Genomic DNA, 24,953 nt, shown 5'->3' with positions numbered 1-24,953 from the left:
ATGACGAACAAGAAGAAAGACGTTGAGTCGATTCACTATCTCTCCCCGCTCCAGCAGGGATTGCTCTTTCACGCGGTCTCGGATCGGTCCGCCGACCCGTACTTCGTCCAGACGGCCTTCCTCCTGGAGGGGCGGCTCGATCTCGACGCCTTCGAGCGCGCCTGGCAGGCGCTCGCGGAGCGGCACCCCATCCTGCGCACCGGCTTCGTCTGGGAGGGCGTGAACAGGCCGGTGCAGGTCGTCCGCCCGCGGGCGACGATCCCGCTCTCGCGGCACGATCTCCGCGGGCTCGACGCGCGCGAGCGCGAGGAGGCCCTCGTCGAGCTCATGGCCGCGGACCGGCGCGCCGGCTTCGACCTGCTGAAGGCGCCCCTCATGCGGCTCACGGTGGCCCGGGCCGAGGAGGAGGCCTTCTATTTCATCAACAGCCATCACCACCTCCTGCTCGACGGGTGGAGCTTCGCCCTCCTGCTGAGAGAGGCGCTGTTCATTTACCAGGCACTCGTGCGGGGCACGACGCCCGAGCTGCCGCGGCCGCGCCCGTACCGGGAGTACCTCACGTGGGTACAGGCCCAGGACGAAGGCGCTGCCGAGCGGTTCTTCCGCGGCGCGCTGGCCGGGTTCCGGGCGCCGACGCCGCTCCCGCTGGAGGCCGGTCCGGCGGCCGCCGCGGGCGACGGCGCGTTCCCCTGCGCCGAGCAGGCGCTCCGCTTCTCGCGGGCCGAGACGGAGGCGCTCGCGGCCTGCGCGCGGCGCCTGCGCGTCACGCTGAACACCCTCGTGCAGGGCGCGTGGGCCCTCTTGCTCTCCCGGCACAGCGGAGAGGCCGACGTGGTCTTCGGCTCCACGGTGTCGGGCCGCCCCCCGGAGCTCCCCGGCTCCGAGGCCATCGTCGGCGTGCTGATCAACACCTTGCCGGTGCGGGTCCGTGTGGACGAGCACGAGCCGCTCGCCGCCTGGCTGTCGCGGCTGCAGGACCGGAACAGCGAGCTGCGCCAGTACGAGTGGACCCCCCTGTCCAACGTCCAGCGCTGGAGCGAGGTGCCAGGCGGGCGGTCGCTCTTCGACACCCTGGTGGTGTTCGACAGCTACCCCGAGGAGGACGTGAGCGGCGTGCCCATGGACGTTCGCGTCCGCGCCCTGCCCCGGCCCGGCGGCGGGCGCGTCGGCGACGCCCTGCTCACCGCCGGGCGCAACAACTACCCGGCGTCGCTCATCGTCGAGCCGTCGAGCGAGCTCGGGCTCATCCTGAGCTACGAGCGCCGGCGCCTCACGCACGAGGCCGCGGCCAGCCTGCTCGGCCAGTGCCGCGCGCTGCTCGAGGCGATGGCGGCGCGGCCGGACGCCCGGCTGGCCGAGCTGCCCCTCGTGGGCGGCGCGGAGCGGCGGCGCCTGCTCTCCGAGTGGAACGCGACGGCCGCCGACTTCCCGCCGGCCTGCGTCCACGAGCTCTTCGCGGCGCACGCCGCCGCGCGGCCCGACGCCCTGGCGGTCGTCTGCGAGGAGACGGCGCTGACCTACGGGGAGCTCGACCGGCGGACGAACCAGCTGGCGCGGAGGCTGCGGGCGCTCGGCGTGGGGCCCGAGGACCGGGTCGTCCTGTGCATCGAGCGCTCGGCGGAGCTGATCCTCGCGCTGCTCGGCGCGCTCAAGGCCGGCGCCGCGTACGTGCCCGTCGACCCGAAATTCCCGCGCGAGCGGCTGCGCGCCGTCGTGGAGGACAGCGGCGCGAAGGTCGTGATCACCCAGGAATCATGGGCCGGCGCGTTCGACGGGCCGGGGCCCGCGCTGCTCTTCCTCGACCGCGACGCGGGCGCCCTCGCGGCCGAATCCGACGCGCCGCTCGGCGCGACGGCCCGGCCGGAGAACCTGGCCTACCTCATCTACACCTCGGGCTCGACCGGGCGCCCGAAGGGCGTGGCCGTCGAGCACCGCCACCTCGTGAACTACGTGCGCGGCGTGCTCACGCGGCTGCCCCTCGCCGAGGGCGGCGGCATGGCGCTCGTCTCGACCGTGGCCGCGGACCTCGGGCACACGTCGCTCTTCGGCGCGCTCTGCTCGGGCCGCGCGCTGCACGTCCTGTCCGAGGCGCGGATCTTCGATCCCGACGCCACCGCCGAGTACATGAGCCGCCACGGGGTCGACGCGCTCAAGATCGTCCCCAGCCACCTCACCGCGCTCCTCGAGGCGGCGCAGCCCGAGCGCGTGCTGCCCGCGCGCTGCCTCGTGCTCGGCGGGGAAGCCTCCAGCTGGGAGCTCATCGACCGGATCCGCGCGCTCTCGCCGGGGTGCACCGTCCTGAATCATTACGGTCCCACGGAAACCACAGTGGGCTCGCTCACATGGCAGATCGATGCCGCAGGCGGCCGATCCGCAGCGACGGTGCCCATCGGCCGGCCGCTCCCGAACACCCAGGCGTATGTCCTCGGTGTAATTATGGAACCGGTGCCGGTGGGCGTGCCCGGGGAGCTTTACCTGGGCGGGGCCGGCGTGACGCGCGGCTACCACGCGCGCCCGGAGCTGACGGCGGAGCGCTTCGTCCCCGATCCGTTCGGGGGCGCCCCGGGCGGCCGCCTGTACCGCACCGGGGACCGGGCGCGCCTCCGGGCGGACGGCGCGATCGAGTTCCTCGGGCGCACCGACCACCAGATCAAGCTGCGCGGCCACCGGGTCGAGCTCGGCGAGATCGAGGCCCGCCTGCGCGAGCAGCCCGAGGTGCGCGAGGCGGTCGTGGCGGCGCGGGACGCCGGCGGGACCACGCGCCTCGTGGCCTACGTCGTCGGCCGGGAGGCGGCGGCGCTCGACGTCGCGGCGCTCCGCGGCCGGCTCGCGCTGGGGCTCCCCGACTACATGGTGCCCGCCGTGATCGTGGCGCTGCCCGCGCTGCCGCTCACCGCGAACGGCAAGGTCGACCGCGCGGCGCTGCCCGAGCCCGGGCGGGCGGGCGCGCCGGAGGCCGCCGGCTTCGTCGCGCCGCGGAGCGAGGTCGAGGCCACGCTCGCCCAGATCTGGGCCGAGATCCTGCGCGTGGAGCGGGTCGGCATCCACGACAACTTCTTCGCCCTCGGCGGCGACTCCATCCGGAGCCTCCAGGTCATCGCGCGCGCCAACCAGCGCGGCGTCAAGCTGAGCCCGAAGGACCTGTTCGACCACCCCACCGTGGCCGGCGCCGCGGCGGTCGCGCGCTCCGCCGCGGCGCCGGTCGCGGCCGCGGGCTCCGCCGCCGTCGCGGGCCCGGACCCGACCGGCGCGCCGCAGGGAGAGCCGCCCGGGGCGACGCCTCCGCGGTTCGCGCTGAGCGGCCTCACGCAGGACGAGTTCGCGCGCAACCTGCCGGACCCGGCGGGGCTCGATGACGTCTACCCGCTCTCGCCGATGCAGGAGGGGATGCTCTTCCACACCCTGCTGAACCCGGGCTCGGGCATCTACCTGATGCAGCAGCACTACGTGTGGCACGGCGCGCTCGACGGCGGCCTCGTCATCGAGGCCTGGCGGCGGGTGGCGGCGCGGCACCCCATCCTGAGGACCTCCTTCGTCTGGAAGGATCTCGAGCGACCGCTCCAGATCGTCCACCGGCAGGTCGACCTCTCCGACGTCATCCACGTCCTCGACTGGCGCGACAAGACCGAGGCCGAGCAGGAGCGGCACCTCGCCGAGACGCTCGAGGCCGAGCTCGCCGAAGGGCTCGACATGACGCGCGCGCCGCTCATGCGGCTCCGGCTGATCCGCGTGCGGGAGGACGCCTATCGCATCGTACGGAGCTTCCACCACATCCTCACGGACGACTGGTGCTTCTCCGTGCTGATGATGGAGTGCCTGTCGTACTACGCGGCCCTGATCGAGGGCCGCTCGCTGGAGCTGCCCGAGCCGCGCCCCTACCGCGACTACATCGCCTGGCTCGCGCGGCAGGACCTCCCGGCGGCCGAGCGGTTCTGGCGCGAGGAGCTCCGCGGCTTCGCCGAGCCGACGCCCCTCGGCGTGGACCGGATCCTCCCCGACGGGGCCGCGCCGCCCGCGGGGGCCGGGGTGAGCGACGCGTTCGTCGAGCTGCCGCCGGCCTTGACCGAGGCGCTCCTCGGCCTCGCGCACCAGCACGGGCTGACGCCCAACACCATGGTGCAAGGGGCCTGGGCGCTCCTCCTGAGCCGCTACAGCGGCCGGCGCGACGTCGTGTTCGGCGTGACCGTGGCGGGCCGCCCGACCGATCTGCCCGGGGTGGAGACGATCGTGGGCCTCTTCATCAACAGCCTGCCGCTGCGGGTGCGCGTCTCGCCCGAGCAGCCGCTCCTCCCGTGGCTCAAGGGACTCCTGGCCCACAACTACCGGATCCGCGAGGTCGAGTATCCGCCGCTCGTGGAGATCCAGCGGTGGAGCGAGCTCCCCAAGGGACAGGCGCTGTTCGACAGCCTCCTCGTCTTCGAGAACGCGCCGAAGGACCCCCGCCTCGGCGAGCAGGTGGGCGAGGTCCGTCTCTCCTACGAGCAGGACCGGGTCCACACGAACTACCCGATGACGGTCGTGGCCTACCCGGGCGCGGGGCTCGGGATCCGGCTCTCGTACGACCGGCGCCTGTTCGATCACGACGCCGTCGAGCGGATGCTCGGCCACCTGGTCGAGCTCCTCTCGGAGATGGCCCGCCGTCCGGAGGCGCGGCTGGGCGACCTCGCGCTCCTGAATGAGCGCGAGCGCCGGCAGCTGCTCCTGGAGTGGAACAGCACGAAGAGCGCGGAGCCCGCCGCGCCGAGCTATGTGTCGCTGTTCGAGGCCCAGGCGCGAAGGACGCCCGACGCCGAGGCGGTCACGTGCCGCGGGCGCCGGCTCACCTACGCGGCCCTGAACCGCGCCGCCAACCAGGTGGCCCACGCGCTGCGAGCCCAGGGGGTCGGTCCGGACACGATCGTCGCCGTGCTGGAGTCGCGCGACATCGAGCTGGTCGTCGCGCTGCTCGGCGTGCTCAAGGCCGGCGGCGCGTACCTCCCGCTCGATCCTCATCAGCCGGAGCAGCGCATCGCCGGGGTCGTCGAGGCGAGCCGCGCGCCCGTGGTCGTGACCTCGGAGGCGTGGGTCCCGCGGCTCGCGAAGGCGCTCGCGCACCTGCCGGAGCCAGCCCGGCCTCGGTTCGTGACGCGCGAGCGCCTCGCCGCGCAGCGCGGGCCCGCGCCCGTGCCTGTCGATGATCTCCCGCGGCTCGCCGGCCCCGGCCACCTCGCCTACGTCATCTACACGAGCGGATCGACCGGCGTGCCGAAGGGGGCGATGGTCGAGCACGCCGGGATGCTCAACAACGTGTGGGGGAAGATCCCCGCGCTGGAGCTCGGCGCCTCGGACGTGATCGGCCAGACCGCGTCCCAGTGCTTCGACATCTCGGTGTGGCAGCTGCTGACGGCGCTGCTCTGCGGCGGCCGCGTGCACATCGTCCCCGACGAGATCGTGGGCGATCCGCGGCGCCTGCTGGAGGAGGCCGAGGCGCAGGGGATCACGGTCCTCGAGCTGGTCCCGTCGCTCCTGCGGGAGCTCGTGGGGGCCGAGGAGGACGCGCCGCGCCTCGCGCGCCTCCGGTGGATGCTGCCCACCGGCGAGGCGCTGACGCCCGACCTCTGCCGCCGGTGGTTCGCGCGCTACCCCCGCGTCCCGCTCATGAACGCCTACGGGCCGGCCGAGTGCGCCGACGACGTCGCGCTGCACGCGATCACGGCGGCCCCGGGGCCCGAGCTCGTCCACGTGCCCATCGGCCGGCCCGTGCCCAACGTGAAGCTCTACGTCGTGACGGGCGACGACCTCGCGCCCGTCGGCGTGACCGGCGAGATCTGCGTCACGGGCATCGGCGTGGGGCGAGGCTACCTGAACGACCCCGCCCGGACCGCGGAGGCCTTCGTGCCCGACCCCTTCGGCGACGTGCCCGGCGCGCGCATGTACCGGACCGGCGATCTCGGCCGGCGCCTCGCGGACGGCACCCTCGAGTTCTCGGGGCGGCGGGATCACCAGGTGAAGATCCGCGGCTTCCGCATCGAGCTCGGCGAGATCGAGGCGCGCCTCGCGCAGCACCCGGAGGTCCGCGAGGCCGTGGTCGCGGTCCGGGAGGAGCGCTCGTCCGGCAAGCGGCTCGTGGCCTACGTCGTCGGCGAAGGCAGCGCGCCCCCGGCGCCGGAGCGCCTGCGCGATTTCCTGAAGGAGACGCTGCCCGACTACATGGTGCCGCCCGTGTTCGTCGCGCTGTCCGCGCTGCCGCTCACCCCGAACGGCAAGGTGGACCGCAAGGCCCTGCCGGCGCCGGAGGCGCCCGCGGCCGATCCGGGAGGCGCGGCGGCAGGCGCCCCCACGACGCCGACCGAGGAGGCCCTCGCCGCGATCTGGGCGGAGGTGCTGGGGCTCGAGCGGGTCGGCGTCCACACCGGCTTCTTCGAGCTGGGCGGGCACTCGCTCCTCGCCACGCAGGTGGTGTCGCGCGTGCGCAAGGCGCTCGGCGTCGAGCTGCCGCTCCGCAGCCTGTTCGATCACCCCACCGTGGCGGAGCTCGCCGGCGACGTCGATCGACGCCGCGGCCCGCTCGCCGGCGCGCCGGCGGCCGGGGCGCCGCCGCTCGTCCCGGCGCCGCGGCAGGGGCCGCTGCCGCTCTCGTTCGCGCAGCAGCGCCTGTGGTTCCTGGCCCAGCTCGAGCCCGACAGCGCCGGGTACAACATGACCGCCGCCGTGCGCGTCGAGGGGGAGCTCGACGTCGCGCGGCTCAGGGACAGCCTTGCCGCGCTCGTCCGGCGCCACGAGTCGCTGCGGACCACGTTCGGCGTGGCCTCGGGCGAGCCGGTGCAGGTGATCGCCCCCGAGGGCGCGCCGGCGTTCGAGGTGGTGGACCTGTCGGCGACGCCCGCCGCGGAGCACGGCGCGGCGGTCCAGCGCCTGGCCGAAGGCCGCGCGGAGCGGCCGTTCGACCTCGGCCGCGGCCCGCTCCTGCGGGTGACCGCGATCAGGCTCCGCGACGACGAGCTCGTGCTGGTCATCGTCGTCCACCACATCGTGGCGGACGGCTGGACCCTGAACGTGCTGGTCGCGGAGCTGGCCGAGCTGTACGTGGCGGCGAGGGCCGGGCGCCCGCCGGCGCTGCGGCCGCTGCCGGTCCAGTACGCGGACTTCGCCGTCTGGCAGCGGCGGTGGATCCAGGGCGCGACCCGCGAGGCGCTGCTCGGCGCCTGGCGCGAGCGGCTCTCCGGGCACCCGCCGGCGCTCGATCTGCGCCCGGATCACCCGCGGCCCGCCGCGCCGAGCTACCGCGGCGCGCGCCACACGATCGCGGTGGACCGCGCGCTCTCCGACGCCCTGCGCGCGCTCGGCCGGCGCGAGGGCGCGACCCTCTTCATGACGCTGCTCGCCGCGTTCAAGGTCATGCTCCTCGGGCGCACGGGCCAGAGCGACCTCCTCGTCGGGACCGACGTCGCGGGCCGCAACCGCGCCGAGACCGAGGGGCTCATCGGGTTCTTCGTCAACCTGCTGGTCCTGCGCACGGATCTCGGCGGCCTGCCGACGTTCCGGGAGCTCCTTCAGCGGGTCCGGGAGGTCACGCTCGACGCGTACGCGCACCAGGATCTGCCGTTCGAGCAGGTCGTCGACGCCGTGCGGCCGGCCCGCGAGCCCGGCCGCCACCCCCTCGTGCAGACGCTGTTCGTGCTGCAGAACGTGCCGGCGTCCGACATCTCGCTGCCCGGGATCCGCATCAGCCCCGTGGATCTCGACCGGGAGGTGTCGCGGTTCGACCTCGGCGTGTTCGTCGAGGAGACGGACGAGGGGCTCACGTGCGCGTGGAAGTACCGCGCCGATCTGTTCGAGCCGCCGACGATCGCCGCGATGGCGGCCCACTTCATGGCCGTGCTGCGGGCCATCGTGGACGACCCCGACCGCCGCGTGACGGCGCTCGCGGCAGCCGAGAGGAAGGAACGCACCGTGGAAGGACGCGCGCGCGACGAGGGCCGGCTCCGGAGCCTCAAGCGCATCACCCCCCGCAAGGTGGACGTGGGTCCCAGCGCGCTCGTCGCGACGAGCACGATGGACGCCGGGCCGCTGCCGCTGGTCGTGAAGCCGGCGGTGGACGACGTGGAGCTCGCGGCCTGGGCCCGCGAGGAGCGGGCGTTCGTCGAGGCGCAGCTGCTCCGGCACGGGGCCGTCCTGTTCCGCGGCTTCCCGATCCGGTCGGTCCCGGATTTCGAGCAGGTCGCGCAGGCCATCTGCGGCGAGCTGTTCGGCGAGTACGGCGACCTTCCGCGGGAGAAGACCGGGCAGCACATCTACAGCTCGACGCCGTACCCGGCCGACAAGGCCATCCTGTTCCACAACGAGAGCTCGCACCTCCCGCGCTGGCCGATGAAGCAGTGGTTCTACTGCGTGCAGGCCGCGCCGGAGGGCGGCGCGACGCCGATCGTCGATTGCCGCCGGCTCTACGAGGCGCTCGCGCCGGACGTCCGCGAGCGCTTCCGGCGGACGGGGCTGCTCTACGTGCGCAACTTCACGCCGGGCTTCGACGTGAGCTGGCAGGACTTCTTCCACACGACGGATCCCGCGGTCGTGGAGGAGCGCTGCCGCGCGGGCGGCATGAGGTGCGCGTGGCTCGCGGGCGGCCGGCTGCGGATCGGCCAGCGCGGCCCGGCCGTGCTCTCGCACCCGAAGACGGGAGAGCAGGTGTTCTTCAACCAGGTCCAGCTGCACCACCCGGCGTACCTGGAGGCGCCGGTGCGCGAGTCGCTCCTGGCGATGCTCGGCGAGGAGTGGCTGCCCCGCAACGTGGTCTACGGCGACGGCGCGCCGATCGAGGCCGAGACGACCCGCGCGCTCGGCGAGGCCTACGAGCGCTGCGCCGTGCGGTTCCCGTGGCAGGAGGGCGACGTCATCCTGCTCGACAACATGCTCGTGGCCCACGCCCGCGACCCGTTCTCGGGTCCGCGGAAGATCGTGGTCGCCATGGGCGAGATGATGACGGCCGAGCGGGCGACGCAGACGGCCCAGGGCGCGGTGGCGTCATGACGGCGCAGGTCATGGAGCTCGGGCCGAGCGTCCAGGGCGTGCGCCTCTCGCCGCAGCAGCGGCGCCTGTGGGCGCTCCACCGGAGCGGGATCGCGGTGTGCACGCGCGGGCTGATCCGGCTGGAGGGAAACCTCGATGCCGCGCGGCTGGCCGATGCCCTCGGCCAGGTCGTCGCGCGGCACGAGATCCTGAGGACGACGTTCCGCCGGGATCCGCGCCTCAAGTTCCCGCTGCAGGCCGCCTGTGGGGCGGCGCCCGCGTGGCGCCGCGTGGATCTGGGCGGCCGCGCGGCCGGCGAGCAGCAGGCGCACGTCGAGGCGCTCTGGCGCGAGGCCGCGCGGCTCGAGCTCGACCTCGAGCGCGGGCCGCTGCTTCACGTCTGGCTGGTGCGCCGCGCCGACCGGCTGCACGACCTGCTCGTCGCCGCGCCCGCGCTCTGCGCCGACGCGTGGACGATGGACCTGCTGTTCGGCGAGCTGGCCGAGGCCTACGCCGGCGCCGGCGAGCGAGGCGCGAGCGGGGAGGAGCCGGTGCAATACGCCCAGTTTGCCGAGTGGCAGAACGATCTCGTCGGCTCGGCGGAGGGCGCCCCGGCGCCTCCGGGGGTGCCCGTCGTCCTCCCCTTCGAGGGCGCCGCCGGGGAGGGCGGCGCCTCCGGCGAGGCCGTCGAGATCGACGTCGACGCCGCGCTGCTCGACCGGCTGGAGTCGCTGGCCCGCGGCGAGGGCGCCTCGCTCTCGTCGGTCTTGCTCGCGGCCTTCCAGGTCCACCTCGCGCGCCTCACCGGGTCGCGGGAGCTCCTCGTCGCCGTGGCCTCGGCCGGGCGGACGATCGAGGACGTCCAGGAGGTCATGGGCCCGGTGGCCAGGTGGCTCCCGGTGCCGTGCCGCGTGGACGACGCGCAGCGGTTCGCCGAGCTTGTGCGCCGGGCGCAGGCAGGCGTCGAGGAGGCGACCGAGGAAGCCGAGGAGCGCTGGAACCCCGACCTGCCGGCGGACGGCGCGGGGCCCGGGAGCACCGTCGGCTTCGAGTTCTCCTCGCTCCCGGAGCCCCGGGTGGCGGGCGGCCTCGCGTGGAGCGTCGAGCGCCGGTGCACGGGCGCGGGCGGGCTCAAGCTCGCGCTCTCGGCGCAGCGCGGGCGAGGCCGCGTGCGCCTCTCGCTCTGGCACGACGCGCGCCGGTGCGGGGCGGAGGGCGTCCTCGGCCTGGCCGAGCAGTACCGTGCGCTGCTCGGCAGCGCGGCCGGGGCCTGGTCGGCGCCCGTGGAGCGCCTCGACCTGCTCGACCCTTCGGAGCGGGCGCGGCGGCTCTCGGCGGGCCGGGGGGCGGCGCACGACGCCGCGCCGCCGCGGTGCCTGCATGCGTCGTTCGAGGAGCACGTCGCGCGGCAGCCCGATGCGCTGGCCGTTGTCGCGGGGGATCGGCGGCTGACCTACGGTGAGCTGAACCGGCAGGCCAACCGGCTCGCCCACCATCTCCGCCGGCGCGGCGTCGGCGGCGGCAGCCCGGTCGGCCTCTGCTGCGAGCGATCCGTGGACATGATCGCGGGCCTCCTCGGCATCCTCAAGGCCGGAGGGGCCTACGTGCCGCTCGACCCGCACGCCCCCGCGCAGCGGCTCGCCCAGCAGATCCGGCGCGCCGGCTTCTCCGTCCTGCTCACGAACGCGCCTGCCCGCGCCCGGCTGCCGGACACCGACTGCGCCGTCCTCTCGCTCGACGACGCGGCGCTGCTCGACGGCGAGCCCGCCGCCGACCCGGCCGCGCGGGTGCGGCTCGACGACATCGCGTCCGTCATCTTCACGTCGGGCTCGACCGGCGAGCCCAAGGGCGTCGCAATAACGCACCGCGGCATCGCCAGCTACACCCGCTCGGTGTGCGAGGCGCTCGGGATCGAGGCGGGCCTGCATTTCGCGACCGTCTCGACGTTGAGCGCCGATCTCGGCAACACGAGCCTCTTCGGCGCGCTCGCCTCGGGCGGGTGCCTCCACGTGATCGGCTACGAGACGGCCACCGACGGCAGGCTCTTCTCGGAGTACTACCGGCGCTGGCCGATCGACGTGCTGAAGATCGTGCCGTCGCACCTGAGCGCGCTGCTCGACACGGGCGAGGGGGCGGCGGTGCTGCCGCGGCGGCTCCTTGTGCTGGGCGGAGAGGCGCTGCCGTTCGCCCTCATCGAGCGGATCGCGGCGCTCTCGGGCGGCTGCGCGGTGGCGAACCACTACGGGCCGACCGAGACGACGGTGGGCGCGCTTGTGCAGCCGCTCGGCGCGCTGCGTGACCGGCGCGGGTGCGCCTCGGTGCCGATCGGCCGCCCCCTCGCCAACGCCGAGGCGTACGTCCTCGACGAGCGCCTGGAGCCGGCGCCGGCGGGCACGGTGGGCGAGCTCTACCTGGGCGGCGCCGGCCTCGCGCGCGGGTACCTCGGCCAGCCGGATCTGACCGCGGAGCGGTTCGTGCCGCACCCCTTCGGCGTGGGCGCGCGCCTCTACCGCACGGGCGATCGGGCGCGGTACCGCCCCGACGGCGCCATCGAGTTCATGGGCCGGCGCGATCACCAGGTGAAGATCCGCGGCTACCGCGTGGAGATCGGGGAGATCGAGGCGCGCGTCCGGGAGCACCCCGCGGTCGGGCAGGCGGTCGTCGTCGCCCGCGAGGACGGCGCGGGCGGGCGCGCGATCGTCGCGTACGTGGTGCCCCGGGGGGGGGCGCTCGACGAGGCCGCGCTGCGCGGGTTCCTCAGGGATCGGCTCCCCGAGTACATGCACCCGAGCGACTTCGTGCTGCTCCACGCGCTGCCCCTGACCGCCAACGGGAAGGTGGATCGCAAGGCGCTGCCCAGCCCTGCCGCGCGGCGGCGGCGCGAGTACGTCGCGCCGCGCACGCCGGTCGAGGAGGCGCTCGCGCGCATCTGGGCCGACGTGCTGGGGCGCCCGCAGATCGGCGTCGAGGACAGCTTCTTCGACCTCGGCGGGCACTCGCTGATGGCGATCCCGCTGATGCACCGGATCCAGCAGGCGCTCGGCGGCTCCCTGTCGTTGATGGCGATCTTCGAGGCGCCGACCGTGGCGGGGCTCGCCCGCCTGCTCGCGGACGAGCGCCCCGCGTCGAGCGTCGTCGTGCTCCGCGCGGGCGGCTCACGCCCTCCCCTCTTCTGCGTGGACTCCTCGGGCCTGCACGTCATGGCCTACCAGGGCCTCGCCGCGGCCATGAGCGAGGAGCAGCCGGTGCTCGGGCTCGATCTGGGCCCATCGCTCGCGCGTGAGGCCGGGGCGCTCTCGCTCCCTCGGATCGTCGAGCAGCTCTCGCGCGAGATCCGGGAGCGGCAGGCGCGCGGGCCGTACCGCCTCCTCGGGTGGTCGGTGGGCGGCGTGCTGGCGCTCGCCATCGCCCGGACGCTGGAGGAGCAGGGCGAGCGGGTCGCCTTCCTCGGCCTGCTGGACACGCAGCCGCGCACGCGGCTCTACGCGGCGGGCGAGCCGGATGTCGTCGAGGAGCTGGCGGCGTACATCGATCAGGGCCGCAGCGCGGAGCTGCTCGCGCTCGCGCCGGCGGAGCTCGACGCGCTGCGGGAGCGGCTGAAGGGGCTCAGCAACGGCGACCGGGTGGCGGAGGCCGTGCGCTGGGCGCAGGCCCGCGGCTTCGCGTCGAGCGACATCCCGCCCGCCGCCTATCACCACCGGTACGCGCTGCTACGAGGCGCGGCCCTGCTCACGAACGATCTGCCGCCGCGGTGCGTCGCGGCGCCGATCCATGCGTGGTGGAGCGCCGAGACGCTCGCGTACCACGGCGGCCCGCCCATGGACTGGCAGCGCATCACGTCGGGCGCGGTGCACACGGCGGATCTCCCCGGCGATCACATCGCCGCCGTGCAGGGGGCCGACGTGCATGCGCACGTGCGCGCGGCCCTGGAGGTCCTGGATCTCGATGAACGCGCCCTGGAGCGCCCGGAATCAAACAACCCTTCTCCCTAGGGAGCATCCGATGAGCTTGTCGACCGTATCCAGTTTGCCTGCATTCGACCCGTCGCCGCTGTCGTCCAGACCGACGCACGTGGCGAGCCTCGCCGCCGAGCTGGCCGAGCGCCACCGGCGTCGCGCCCTGTACGATTTCGACGATCACCCCCTGCTCGAGCGGCAGCGGCAGCGGGAGTCGAACGCCCGCACGTACCCGCGGCGCTTGCCGCTGGCGCTCTCGCGCGCGCAGGGCGTGTACGTGGAGGACGTCCTCGGGCGTGTGTTCATCGATTGTTTGGCCGGGGCTGGCACCCTGGCGCTCGGGCACAACCACCCGGCGGTGATCGAGGTCCTGGAGAGCACGTTGCGCTCCGGTCTGCCGCTGCACGCGCTCGATTTCACCACGCCGGTCAAGGACCGCTTCATGCAAGACGTGCTCGGCGTGCTGCCGGCCAGCGTCGCCCGCCATGCGCGGATCCAGTTCTGCGGCCCCACCGGGGCTGACGCCGTGGAAGCTGCGCTGAAGCTGGTCAAGACGGCCACCGGACGCGGGACGGTGCTCGCATTTCAGGGTGCGTATCACGGCATGACGCACGGCGCGCTCACCCTGATGGGCAATCTCGGGCCCAAGGTCGCGCTCGGCTCCAGCCTGCAAGGCGTGCAGTTCCTGCCGTATCCCTACGAGTACCGCTGCCCGTTCGGGCTCGGCGGCAATGCTGGCATCGCGGCCTCGCTCGCGTACATCGACAACCTGCTGTCCGATCCGGAGAGCGGCGTGCCCAAGCCTGCGGCCATCATTCTTGAAGCGATCCAGGGCGAGGGGGGCATGATCCCGGCGCCGCCGGCCTGGTTGAAGGGGCTGCGGGGGCTGGCGACGCGCCATGACATCCCCTTGATCCTCGACGAGGTGCAGTCGGGGTTCGGCCGCACCGGGCGCATGTTCGCGTTCGAGCACGCCGGCATCGAGCCGGACGTGCTGGTCCTCTCCAAGGCGCTTGGCGGCGGACTGCCGATGTCGGTGGTGGTGTATCACGAGCGCTTCGACACCTGGCGACCGGGCGCCCACGCGGGCACGTTTCGCGGCAACCAGCTCGCGATGGCGGCGGGCTCGGCCACGATCTCGGTCCTGCGCGCCGAGCGGCTCGACGCGGCGGCCGCGGAGCTCGGCGCGCGGCTCCAGCTGCAGCTTGCGGCGCTCGGCAAGGAGCTCGCGTGCATCGGCGAGGTGCGCGGGCGCGGCCTGATGATCGGCGTGGAGCTCGTCGACGCGGCGGCCATGCCCGACGCGCTCGGGGCGCGCCCTGCCCACCCCGATCTCGCCGCGCGGGTGCAGCGCGAGTGCCTGCGGCGCGGGCTCATCGTGGAGCTCGGCGGCCGCCACGGCAGCGTTGTGCGGTTCCTCCCGCCGCTCATCATCACGGCGGCTCAGATCGACGAGGTGGCGAGGCTCTTCGGTCAGGCGCTCGCGGCGTCCTGCCAGTAGCTGCCCGGGGCCTCCTCCTGGGGCGGAGGGGCCGGGGGCCGCGGGCGTCTGGCCGCGCGTCGGCCGCGGGCGTCAGGCCGCGCGTCGGCCGCGGGTGTCTGGCCGCGCGTCGGCCGCGGGTGTCTGGCCGCGCGTCGGCCGCGGGTGTCTGGCCGCGCGTCTCAGCGCTGCGCGCGGCCGAGGACGAACCGGCTGCTCGCCGGCTCGGAGAAGGTCGTCCACACGAGCGCGGCGCCGTCGCCCGCCGGCGCGATCTCGAGCCAGGACAGCCCGGTCGGCTCTCGCGCGAAGGCGTACCGGGGGACGGCGAGCGACCCATCGTCGTCCACGTGGAAGAGGCTCACCTGCGTCGCGCCCTCCTCGACCAGCGCCACGATGGCGCGGCCGTTCGACACGGCGATCGCGTGCTCCTGCGAGGCCTTCGCCGCGTCGCGCATCGCGATCGTCACGGGGGTGCCGGCCGGCGCCGCCTGTCCGTCGAGCCAGCCGACCTCGAAGCGCTCGCCGTTTTGCCACACGCCGCCCACCCGGCCGGCCCCGGCGGGCGCGAGCGCCACGTCACGGATGCCGGCGAGCTCGCGCGCCGCGCCGACCGTGCCCGACGCGTCGACCGGCACGAGGACGGTCGTCGGCGCGCCCTGGCCGCCGTCGCCGGCGAGCGCCCCGGCAGATACGATAAACCCCGGATCCGCGAAAGCCGCTGCGGTCATCTCGCCGTAGGCCGCGTCGGCGACGGTCGCTTGCCATGTTGCCTCGCCTGCCTCGTCGAGCAGCTCGGCGACGATCTTCGCCGGCGCCGACGCGACATCGGTGCTCGCGTAGACGAGCAGCGGCGCTGCGCCCGGCCTCGCCGCGAGCACGGGGTACGTGGCGTTCGCGAGGGTGCGCGACGAAAGCTCGTTTCCGTCCGGATCGAGGCGGAGGAGGCGCAGCGCGGGGCCGTCGCCCCCGCCGCCGATCGCCATGACGAAGCCTCCGGGGCTCGGCGCGAGCGCCACCCGCAGCGCCGAGGGGGCGTCCACGCAATCCCACCGGCGCTCCAGATCGAGGCCTGTCGAGAAGCGGGCGAAGTGGATGGTGTCGTCGAAGCTCAGCCATGCCGCGGCGAGGCCTTGTTCGTCGCTCGCGATCGCGATATCGCCGACGTTGTACCCGTCGATGCGCGGCCGCGCGCACGCGAGCTGGTGGGGTGCCCCGAGGCAAGAGTCGCAGTCACGGACATCGATCGAGCAGACGTCGCTGCATGCGAGGCGGCCTCCCGCGTATCCGAGCGAGCTGCACGTCTCGCTGACATCGCCGTCGCACGTCTCGGTCACGTCGCTGCACTGGACCGGGCTGTCGTCGGAGCTCCAGCAAACCTCGCACGTATCCTTCACGCCATTGCCGCAGCGCTGCGCGTCGATATCGCATACAGCGGAGAGCTCGGGCGCGCTGCAGGTGTCGGGGAACGGCTCGGCTCCGCCCGAGCCGCCGGAGCCGCCCGTGTTGCCCGGGTCCCGGTCGATCTCGACCGAGCCGCAGGCGCCGAGCGTTGTCGCGAACCAAGGCGCCATCGCGCACAGACAGGTTCTCATTCGCATACCTGCTCCCGCTGCAACGACCGAGCCAGCGAGGGGAGCAGCGGAACGCACAGGGCCTGAGCTTCCTCGGCTTCGACTCGGCATCGAACCGAGCGCGAGGCCTCGTGCCTCATGGCACACGGTGGCGCACGGCTGAGCCGGGCTTGCGGCGCATTCTGTGCCTTGGAGCGACAGGGATGCACGAAAGGAGGGGAGTGATCAAACAAGAGCAGAGTCCGCGCGATCCGTCGCGAAACGCCAAGGATCGTGACGAGAGCCGGCCCGATGTCGCGCCCGATCCTGCGCCGCGTTGGGTTCCAGGAGCGCGCCGAGATCGATCTCCTCGTGGATCGATTCGGCTGACGTGGGAGCTCGGCTTGTGTGCGAGTGGCCTTGAGGCTCTCGTCACCACGCGGTCGCGCGCTCAGGAGTCGCTTGTGGCGAGGAGCTCCCGGGCGTCGCTGACGACCGCGGCGCGGCGTACCCAGCGGTCCAGCTCGGCGATGTCGGTGCTCGCGAGGACGCGCTCCCGCACCTCGGCGGGGACCTCCAAGCCGCGGGCTTCGAGGAAGGCGAGCACAGCCTGCGCCTTGGCCTCGATCTGCCCTTTCGCCACATAGCTGCGCGCGAATTCACTCTGAAACTGGTACCCGCTCTTCATCATCGCCTCCAACGTCCGCCTCGCCGCTGCGTTCAGCGAGGATAGCACCACGTCCCCGTACAAGGCGCGGCGCTCCTCATCCAGCCCCGCTGCGGCCGCCAGGAACGCCACGCCGATCGCCTCCGCCGCATCACCCTGCCCGTGCGCCATCGCCGAGAGCACGGCCACCTCAGGCGCCGCCTTCGCCTGCTCGGCGTCCGTGACGACCGGAACGCCCTCGGGCCCGAGCACCAGCGGTTTCAACGTCCAGTCGGGGTGCCCCGTGTCGATTGGCCGCGAGCACCACCGCGCCATCGTCGCGTCGATCGTCACGACGAGCAGCCGGGCCGGACAGCGATGCCGGGCCCTCGTCTGGACGACATACACCGGCCAGACATACGGTTTGTTCGGATCCACGCCGAGCTGGACCTCGACGACGATCGCCATCGCGGGCTGCTGCTGCTCGCCGACCAGCAGCACGAGGATGACGTCCGCCCTCCGGTCCGACGGCATCACCTCCGTCAGGTCGGAGGACTCGACGCGCGCCTCCGTGAAGGCCGGTACCGGCTGGCCGAGCGCGTCTTGCAGCATCTCGGCGGCCAGCGTCGGCCGGTTCTTGAACAGCTCCACCAAGGCTTCGTGGGTCACTGAGGGCATCGGTAGTCTCTCGGTCATTTGCAGTCATACTGGATTTCAAGCGGCCTCTCTGGCTCTTGTGGACGGTTCCACAGGAGCCCGAGCAGCCACCTCCCAGTTCTAAATTCCGAGCAGACCGGTGAGGTCGTCACGCCTTGTGACCTGCGTGTGCCCCGACGTCAGGACACGGGGCTCCATGAGAGGGATCTCGGGGATAAGCGAGGAGCTGATCCCGCGAAAATCCCTGATGCGATCGGAGCGCCACAGCGAGCACCTGTTAGCGCTCCCTGTCGATGATGCGATGATGCCTGGATGCGGCCCTTCGCTCGGGCAGGCGATGGGCCGACCATGGCCCCCGCGATCGACGCCCGCTCACCGGCGCGATGGCCATCAGCCGGCCCGAGCGTGAGACCCATTCACCCGCTGATCTCGAACGCACCCAGCCGCATCACCGAGCTTGCGGCTGAGCTCATCGCGTTGCTTGCCAAGCAGCTGCCGCACCGGCGCCGCCTCCTCGTCGGCGATGCGGCCTACGGCAACAGCTCAGTCCTCCGCGCTCGCGCCAGCAACGTCACCTTCGTCACACAGCTGCCGGACATCAAACAACCGTGCGCAGGTCGAGACGAGGAGACGCGAATCTCAGGAGCCGGTCGTGGCGAGGAGCTCCCGGGCGTCGCTGACGACCGCGGCGCGGCGTACCCAGCGGTCCAGCTCGGCGATGTCGGTGCTCGCGAGGACGCGCTCCCGCACCTCGGCGGGGACCTCCAAGCCGCGGGCTTCGAGCACGACGAGCACATCGTGTGCCTTGGCTTCCAGGAGCCCTTCCTGCCGGCCCTCCTGCCTACCCTTGGCCACGTAGCTACGCGCGAACTCGCTCTGAAACTCGTATCCGCTCTTCATCATCGCCTCCAACGTCCGCCTCGCCGCTGCGTTCAGCGAGGATAGCACCACGTCCCCGTACAAGGCCCGGCGCTCCTCATCCAGCCCCGCTGCGGCCGCCAGGAACGCCACGCCGATCGCCTCCGCCGCATCACCCTGCCCGTGCGCCATCGCCGAGAGCACGGACACCTCGGGCGCCGCCTTCGCCTGCTCGGCGTCCGTGACGACCGGAACGCCCTCGGGCCCGAGCACCAGCGGTTTCAACGTCCAGCCGGGGTGCCCCGTGTCGATCGGCCGCGAGCACCATCGCGTCAGGCTCATGTCGATCGTCACGACGAGCAGCCGAGTCGGGCAGCGGTGCCGGGCCCTCGTCTGGGTGACGTACACCGGCCAGACATACGGTTTGTCCGGATCCACGCCGAGCTGGACCTCGACGACGATCGCCATCGCGGGCTGCTGCTGCTCGCCGACCAGCAGCACGAGGATGACGTCCGCCCTCCGGTCCGACGGCATCACCTCCGTCAGGTCGGAGGACTCGACGCGCGCCTCCGTGAAGGCCGGTACCGGCTGGCCGAGCGCGTCTTGCAGCATCTCGGCGGCCAGCGTCGGCCGGTTCTTGAACAGCTCCACCAAGGCTTCGTGGGTCACTGAGGGCATCGGTAGTCTCTCGGTCATTTGCAGTCATACTGGATTTCAAGCGGCCTCTCTGGCTCTTGTGGACGGTTCCACAGGGGCCCGAGCAGCCACCTCCCAGTTCTAAATTCCGAGCAGACCGGTGGGTTCGTCACGACATGTTTGCCCCGACGTCAGGACACGGCGCTCCACGAGAGGGATCTACCGGTAAAAGAAGAACTGATCCCGCGAAGATCCCTGACGCGATCGGAGCTCCACAGCGAGCCCCTGTTAGCGCTCCCTGTACTCCCTGTAGATGATGCCCGGAGGCGGCCTTTCGCTCGGGCAGGCGATGGGCCGACGATGACCCCGCGATCGACGCCCGCTCACGGGCGCGATGGCCATCAGCCGGCCCGAAGACGAGGAGGGGCGAACCTCAGGAGCCGGTCGTGGCGAGGAGCTCCCGGGCGTCGCTAACGACCGCGACGCGGCGTACCCAGCGGTCCAGCTCGGCGAGGTCGGTGCTCGCGAGGACGCGCTCCCGCACCTCGGCGGGGACCTCCAGGCCCCGGGCCTCGAGCACGGCGAGCACGTCGTGCGCCTTGGCTTCGAGGAGCCCCTCCTGCCTACCCTTGGCCACGTAGCTACGCGCGAACTCACTCTGAAACTCGTATCCGCGCCTCATCATCGCCTCCAACGTCCGCCTCGCCGCTGCGTTCAGCGAGGATAGCACCAGGTCCGCCGTACAAGGCCCCGGCGCTCCTCATCCAGCCCCGCTGCGGCCGCCAGGAACGCCACGCCGCTCGCCTCCGCCGCCTCGCCCCGCCCGTGCGCCATCGCCGAGAGCACGGCCACCTTGGGCGCCGCCTTCGCCTGCTCGGCGTCCGTGACGACCGGGACCCCCTCGGGCCCGAGCACCCGCGGTTTCAACGTCCAGTCGGGGTGCCCCGTGTCGATCGGCCGCGAGCACCACCGCGCCATGTTCGCGTCGATCGTCATGATCAGCGGCCAGCTCTCATTTCTAAATTCCGAGCAGATCGCTAGTTTCGTCACGCCTTGTGACCTGCGTGTGCCCCGACGTCAGAGCACCGACCTCAACGAGAGGGCTCTCGGGGCCACGCGAGGAGCTGATCCCGCGAAGCGCTCCGTCGCGCTAACCGCCGCTCCTCTGCAGGAGGGCGCCGCGCACCGCGCGCAGGCCCTCTGGCAAGCTCGCGTAGCGCGGTATCGCATACCGCTCGCACACCACATCCACGTTGCCTTTGCGCCAGAACGCCTCCGGGCAGACGACATGCATCTTCCCGGTGCGGCCGAACAGGCCGAGCTCCAGCAGGCTGATCGGCGCCTTCGAGCCCGGCGCGAGGTACATCAGGATGACGTCCGCCTCCTCGAGCCCGCGAAGCTCCCACGCCACCTGCTCGACGAAGCTCGGGTTGTCGAGGCTCTGCGCCCAGTCCGGCTCCCACCGCTCCCGCCGCGGATTGAGGATCATCACGTCGAGATCGGCGAGCTCCTGCACGACGCCCGCCTGCCACGGCTCGGCCTGGCCGTTATCGATGGATCCGGCAAGAAAAAGCTTCGGAGTCGTCGCGCCGCCGAACGGCCGCGGCGCCAGCACCTCGATCATGAGAAAGACCTCGCCGATGAGAGCCCGTTGTGAGAACCCGTTGACCGCGCCCGCGCCACGCTGATCCGCCGCGTCACCCGGCCGGACCGCGGCTCCCCGCCCCGTGGCCGCAGCCTCGCTTCGGCACCGGCTCGCCCTTCGCCGGTGCCGGCGGTACCGGGCCGCACGAGCAGTCGAGGCAGCCGTGCTCGGCGCAGGTCCCGCACGATGCGGCCACCTGCTTGCGGAGGGCCTCGCGGGCGCGGAAGAGGCGCACCGCCGCGTTGTTCGCGGTGATCGACGCCTCCTCGGCGAAGGCCTGGACCGACAGCCCGTCGACCTCCACGCGCTGGAGCGCGGCGGCGTACTCGGGCTTCAGCGTGGTGGCCAGCGTCCGCACGCACTGGCACACGGTGCGGTGCTCCACCTGGGGCTCGGCCACCTCGTCGAGCTCGGCGGCCAGCGCGGCCATCGCCCGCTCCGACGCCCCCTTTCGCCGGAAATAGTCCACCACGGCGTTCCGCAGCGTCCGATAGAACCACGCCGTGGCGGACTCGTCATTGCGCAGGCTGTCAATGCGGCCGATGCCCCGCACGAACGCGTCCTGCAGGATGTCCTCGGCGACCGCCCGGTTGCCGACCTTGCGCTCCAGGAAACGCAGGAACTCCCGGTGGCTCTCGACAAGGGTCGCGACGACCTCTGCCGAGCCCGCAGGCTCGGCGCCTTCCGTCGCACGCTCGGCGCCTTCCAAGGTTCGCTCGGGCTCGCTCATGACGCACCAGGCTATCCTCGAGGCCCGCCTTTCGCCACCCGCCACACCGCCACCTCGCCCGCCGCCACCGCGCCTTCCGCACTACCCCGCCACCTCGCCACCGCGCCGCGCCGCGACGCGAGCGCCCCGGGAGCCGCGTCACAAAGGGATGGCCGGCGTGACCGGCCGGGTCACAATGTCCTCCTCACCAGGAACTTGGAGGTCGACGTGATGCTTCAGAGGGTGCTCGTCCTGTCCAGCGTGGGACTTGTGTCGGCCTGCTCCGGGGCAGACCCGGACGTCGCGCCGACGTCCGCGCTGGCCTGCCAGGCCTCGCCGGATTGCGCCCCTGCGCCCGAAACGCCCCTGTGCGACCAGGTGCGCGGTGAGTGCGTCGCCCTCCCGCCTGGATCCCCGATCGGCGTGAAGGACGGCAGTCCGTCGTCGGTCGCGCTCGTGCCCGTCCACGAGCCGGACAGGCAGCGTGAGCCGACCGACCTCGACTTCAACCCCGAGCGGCCCGAAGAGCTCTGGGTCGTCAACCGCAAGGACGACAGCGTGATCATCATCACGAGGCCCGGCGCGCCGGACAGCACGTCGATCCGCCTCCGTGACCCCGCCGCAACGCACTTCATGGACCGCCCGCCGGCGATCGCCTTTGGCCACGCAAGCACGTTCGGGGTCTGCGGCGACAACGACAACGGCGGCAATGACTTCATGGGTCCGTCGCTCTTCTCGTCGGACCTCACGATCTTCGCGGAAGCGACGCCCGACGGCCTCGGCTCGCACCTCGACATGCTCCACTCCAGCCCCTTCTGCAAGGGCATCGCGCACGAGGCGTTCAACGTCTACTGGGTCTTCAACGGCCACGACCTCGCGCTCGACCGGTACAACTTCGCCCGCGATCACGGCCCCGGGCACGACGACCACGCCGACGGCGAGATCTACCGCTATGCCGCCGGCGAGGTGCTCGGGATCGACGAGGCGCCGAGCCACATCTTCTACAACCCCGAGGACCGGCACCTCTACGTCGCCGACACCGGTCACCGGCGGCTGCTGAAGCTGGACACGGCGAGCGGCACGCGCGGAGCGGGCTTCGACGGGCAGGAGCCGGTCGAGGCGCGCAGGCACGTCGATGGGGCCACGCTGGTCGAGCTCGTCCCCCCGGGGACGCTCGAGGTGCCGAGCGGGATCGAGGTCCACGAGGGCCTCGTCTTCGCCACCGATCATGCCACAAGCCGGTTCTACGCCTTCGACCTGACAGGGCAGCTGGTCCGCACCCTGGATACAGGGCTGCCGGCCGGGTCGCTCGCCGGGTTCACCTTCGGGCCGGACGGCAAGATCTACTTCACCGATCTGCTGTCGAGCCGCGTTTACCGCATCGATCCCATCCTGTAAGCGGTCGATCGATCGACCGACCGACCGACCGACGTCAGGACGCTTGTGACCCGGATGGTCACACATGCCCTCGGTGAGCGGCGTTCAGCCCGCCTGCCCGAACCGCCGGAGCCGGAGGGAGCTGAGGAGCACCGAGACGCTCGACAGGCTCATGGCCGCGCTCGCGAGGACCGGGGACAGGAGCCAGCCGGTCAGCGGGTAGAGCGCGCCGGCGGCGATCGGGATGCCGACCACGTTGTAGACGAACGCCCAGAAGAGGTTCCGGCGGATGGTCCGCAGCGTCGCGCGCGAGAGCCCGAGCGCGGTCGGCAGGGCGGCGATGCCGCCGCGGAGCAGCGCCACGTCGGCCGCGGCGACCGCGATGTCGGTGCCGCTCGCGACGGCGATCCCCACGTGGGCGCCGGCGAGCGCGGGCGCGTCGTTGATGCCGTCGCCGACCATCGCGACAATGCGCCCGCGCTCCCGCTCCTCGCGCACGATGCGCGCCTTGTCCTCGGGGCGCACCTCGGCGAACACCTCGTCGATCCCGAGCTGCCGCGCCACCGCGCGCGCCGTGGCCTCGCGGTCGCCGGTCACCATGGCGACGCGCACGCCGAGCCGGCGCAGCGCGGCCACGGCCTCCGCGGCCTCGGGGGTCGGCAGGTCGGCGACCGCGACGAGGCCGGCGAGCCGGCCCTCGACGGCGACGAACGACGGGGTGTTCCCGTGCCCGGCGAGGTCCTGGGCGAGCTCCTCGAGCGGCGCGGCGTCGATCCCGAGCTCGGCGAGGTACCGGGCCGTGCCGATGCGCACCTCGCGCCCGTCGACGCGGGCGACCACGCCGCGGCCGGCGTCGGCGCGGAAGCCCTCGGGCGCGGAGAGCGGGAGACCGCGGGCGCGCGCGCCCTCGACAAGCGCCTTGGCGACCGGATGCTCGCTGCCGAGCTCCGCCGACCCGACCAGGCGCAGGAGCTCGTCCTCGGCGATGCCCGCCAGCGCCTTCACCGCCGCGAGCTGCGGCCGCCCCGCGGTGAGCGTGCCCGTCTTGTCCACGAGGACGGTATCGACGCGGCTCGCGGCCTCGAGCGCCGTGCCGCCCTTCACGAGCACGCCGAGCTCGGCGCCGCGGCCTGTGCCCACGGCCACGGCCGCGGGCGTCGCGAGGCCGAGGGCGCACGGGCAGGCGATCACGAGGACGGCGACGAACCGCTCGACCGCCGTGGCGAGCCCCGCCGCGGTCGGATCCGCGACGAGCCAGGCGACGAACGCGACGGCGGCGATGCCGAGGACCACCGGGACGAAGACGCCGCTCACCGTGTCGGCGAGGCGCGCGATCGGCGCCTTCGAGCCCTGCGCCTGCTCGACCGCCTCGACGATGCGGGCGAGCGCGGTGTCGGCGCCGGTCTTCGTGATCCGCACGGTGAGCTGCCCGCTCTGGTTGAGCGTGCCGCCGACCACGGGCGCCCCCGCGCCCTTGTCGACGGGGAGGCCCTCGCCGGTGACCATCGACTCGTCGACCGCGGAGGCGCCGGCGACGACCTCGCCGTCGCTCGGCATGCGCTCTCCCGGGCGGACGCGGACGAGATCGCCGGGCGCGAGCTCGGCGGCCGGGACCTCCTCCTCCAGGTCGCCGCGCAGGCGCCGCGCCGTCCTCGGCTGGAGCGCGACGAGCCCGCGCACGGCGTCGGTGAGCCGCTTGCGGGCGCGCGTCTCGAGGAGCTTGCCGAGCAGGACGAAGCTGATGATGGCCCCGGCGGCCTCGAAGTAGACGTGCGGCTGTGCGCCGTGCCCGGCGTGGGGGAAGAGCTGCGGCGCGACGACCGCGATCGCCGAGTAGACCCACGCGGCGCCGGTCCCGAGGGCCACGAGCGTGTTCATGTCGGCCGCCCGGTGCCGGAGCGCGGCCCAGGCGAGCCGGAAGAACCTGCGTCCCGGGCCGAAGACCACCGCGGTCGCGAGGGCGAGCTGGAGGAGACGTCCGCCGGCGCTGTCCGCGCCCGGGATGCGGCCGTGCGACATGCCGAGGACGAGCAGCGGGACCGACAGGGCGAGCGCGACAAGGAAGTCCCGCCGGAGAGCGCGTCGCTCGCGGTCGAGGCTCGCCTCGGCGGCGTCCGCCCGGCCGGCAGGCGCGACGACGGCGCCGGCCGGCGCGGCGGGGCGCTCCGGGACGCTGTAGCCGGCGCGCTCGATGGCGGCGACGAGCGCCTCGGCGGGCGCGGCGGCGGGATCGAACGTGATTGTGGCCGTGCGGGTCACAAGGTTGACCTTCGCGTCGCGGACGCCGCCTGTCGCGAGCAGGGCGCGCTCGACGCGGCGCACGCAGGCGGCGCAGGTCATCCCCTCGACGGGCAGGTCGACGCGGCGGGCGGCGGCGTCCTCGGTGTCCTGGGGGGCGGGAACGGAAACGGATGCGGTCGACATGATCACCTCGCTGTCGACCGGCAGACG

Annotated in this window: 12 protein-coding genes; 4 read left to right on the top strand and 8 right to left on the bottom strand. The window is 73.2% G+C overall.

Translation table 11 applies throughout. From position 1 onward, the window contains the following. From WMF36_RS43055 to WMF36_RS43045, 3 genes are read left to right on the top strand one after another with little or no spacing between them, the layout of a single operon-like run. Nucleotides 1-9,006: an amino acid adenylation domain-containing protein gene (locus WMF36_RS43055; protein WP_437576665.1), complete on the top strand. Its 9,006-nt coding sequence runs from the start codon at nucleotides 1-3 to the stop codon at nucleotides 9,004-9,006. Then, nucleotides 9,003-12,977 (top strand): non-ribosomal peptide synthetase, encoded by a 3,975-nt coding sequence (locus tag WMF36_RS43050; RefSeq protein ID WP_437576664.1) that lies wholly within the window; start codon nucleotides 9,003-9,005, stop codon nucleotides 12,975-12,977. The genes WMF36_RS43055 and WMF36_RS43050 overlap by 4 nt, the downstream gene beginning before the upstream one ends. 10 nt (nucleotides 12,978-12,987) lie before the next feature. After that, nucleotides 12,988-14,442: a diaminobutyrate--2-oxoglutarate transaminase gene (locus tag WMF36_RS43045; protein WP_437576663.1), complete on the top strand. Its 1,455-nt coding sequence runs from the start codon at nucleotides 12,988-12,990 to the stop codon at nucleotides 14,440-14,442. Nucleotides 14,443-14,603: 161 nt separating this feature from the next. On the opposite strand, the gene WMF36_RS43040 is transcribed toward WMF36_RS43045, so the two are convergent. From WMF36_RS43040 to WMF36_RS43010, 7 genes are all read right to left on the bottom strand, one after another. Next, complete coding sequence (locus WMF36_RS43040) at nucleotides 14,604-15,995, bottom strand: hypothetical protein (RefSeq protein WP_437576662.1); 1,392 nt, start codon at nucleotides 15,993-15,995, stop codon at nucleotides 14,604-14,606. A gap of 430 nt (nucleotides 15,996-16,425) precedes the next feature. Then, a complete protein-coding gene (locus tag WMF36_RS43035) occupies nucleotides 16,426-17,298 on the bottom strand; it encodes a hypothetical protein (protein ID WP_437576661.1) in 873 nt (290 codons plus the stop codon). A 618-nt stretch (nucleotides 17,299-17,916) separates the two neighbouring features. Beyond that, nucleotides 17,917-18,813, bottom strand: a complete 897-nt coding sequence (locus WMF36_RS43030; RefSeq protein ID WP_437576660.1) for a hypothetical protein — start codon at nucleotides 18,811-18,813, stop codon at nucleotides 17,917-17,919. 391 nt (nucleotides 18,814-19,204) lie between these two features. Next, the gene (locus tag WMF36_RS43025; protein ID WP_437576659.1) at nucleotides 19,205-19,456 is read right to left on the bottom strand and encodes a hypothetical protein; all 252 of its coding nucleotides are present in this window, start codon (nucleotides 19,454-19,456) and stop codon (nucleotides 19,205-19,207) included. A gap of 29 nt (nucleotides 19,457-19,485) precedes the next feature. Then, the gene (locus WMF36_RS43020) at nucleotides 19,486-19,767 is read right to left on the bottom strand and encodes a hypothetical protein (RefSeq protein WP_437576658.1); all 282 of its coding nucleotides are present in this window, start codon (nucleotides 19,765-19,767) and stop codon (nucleotides 19,486-19,488) included. A 154-nt stretch (nucleotides 19,768-19,921) separates the two neighbouring features. Next, on the bottom strand, nucleotides 19,922-20,395 hold the full coding sequence (locus WMF36_RS43015) for a nucleoside 2-deoxyribosyltransferase domain-containing protein (RefSeq protein ID WP_437576657.1): 474 nt from the start codon (nucleotides 20,393-20,395) through the stop codon (nucleotides 19,922-19,924). A gap of 73 nt (nucleotides 20,396-20,468) precedes the next feature. Then, complete coding sequence (locus WMF36_RS43010) at nucleotides 20,469-21,146, bottom strand: RNA polymerase sigma factor (RefSeq protein ID WP_437576656.1); 678 nt, start codon at nucleotides 21,144-21,146, stop codon at nucleotides 20,469-20,471. Nucleotides 21,147-21,356: 210 nt separating this feature from the next. On the opposite strand from WMF36_RS43010, the gene WMF36_RS43005 reads away from it, so the two are divergent. Next, complete coding sequence (locus WMF36_RS43005) at nucleotides 21,357-22,523, top strand: hypothetical protein (RefSeq protein ID WP_437582031.1); 1,167 nt, start codon at nucleotides 21,357-21,359, stop codon at nucleotides 22,521-22,523. 84 nt (nucleotides 22,524-22,607) lie between these two features. Here the strand turns inward: WMF36_RS43005 and WMF36_RS43000 are convergent, their stop codons facing one another. Continuing rightward, complete coding sequence (locus tag WMF36_RS43000) at nucleotides 22,608-24,926, bottom strand: heavy metal translocating P-type ATPase (RefSeq protein WP_437576655.1); 2,319 nt, start codon at nucleotides 24,924-24,926, stop codon at nucleotides 22,608-22,610. Nucleotides 24,927-24,953 lie beyond the last annotated feature (27 nt).

Source organism: Sorangium sp. So ce887 (assembly GCF_051521455.1).
Taxonomy (GTDB): domain Bacteria; phylum Myxococcota_A; class Polyangia; order Polyangiales; family Polyangiaceae; genus Sorangium.
The sequence above is the reverse complement of the archived record's forward strand: the minus strand, read 5'-3'. Positions and strand labels throughout refer to the sequence as shown.

Coding starts and splice junctions, on each gene's coding strand:
- WMF36_RS43055 (WP_437576665.1), top strand. CDS start 1: ATGACGAACAAGAAGAAAGACGTTGAGTCGATTCACTATCTCTCCCCG.
- WMF36_RS43050 (WP_437576664.1), top strand. CDS start 9,003: ATGACGGCGCAGGTCATGGAGCTCGGGCCGAGCGTCCAGGGCGTGCGC.
- WMF36_RS43045 (WP_437576663.1), top strand. CDS start 12,988: ATGAGCTTGTCGACCGTATCCAGTTTGCCTGCATTCGACCCGTCGCCG.
- WMF36_RS43040 (WP_437576662.1), bottom strand. CDS start 15,995: ATGGCGCCTTGGTTCGCGACAACGCTCGGCGCCTGCGGCTCGGTCGAG.
- WMF36_RS43035 (WP_437576661.1), bottom strand. CDS start 17,298: ATGCCCTCAGTGACCCACGAAGCCTTGGTGGAGCTGTTCAAGAACCGG.
- WMF36_RS43030 (WP_437576660.1), bottom strand. CDS start 18,813: ATGCCCTCAGTGACCCACGAAGCCTTGGTGGAGCTGTTCAAGAACCGG.
- WMF36_RS43025 (WP_437576659.1), bottom strand. CDS start 19,456: ATGATGAGGCGCGGATACGAGTTTCAGAGTGAGTTCGCGCGTAGCTAC.
- WMF36_RS43020 (WP_437576658.1), bottom strand. CDS start 19,767: ATGACGATCGACGCGAACATGGCGCGGTGGTGCTCGCGGCCGATCGAC.
- WMF36_RS43015 (WP_437576657.1), bottom strand. CDS start 20,395: ATGATCGAGGTGCTGGCGCCGCGGCCGTTCGGCGGCGCGACGACTCCG.
- WMF36_RS43010 (WP_437576656.1), bottom strand. CDS start 21,146: ATGAGCGAGCCCGAGCGAACCTTGGAAGGCGCCGAGCGTGCGACGGAA.
- WMF36_RS43005 (WP_437582031.1), top strand. CDS start 21,357: ATGCTTCAGAGGGTGCTCGTCCTGTCCAGCGTGGGACTTGTGTCGGCC.
- WMF36_RS43000 (WP_437576655.1), bottom strand. CDS start 24,926: ATGTCGACCGCATCCGTTTCCGTTCCCGCCCCCCAGGACACCGAGGAC.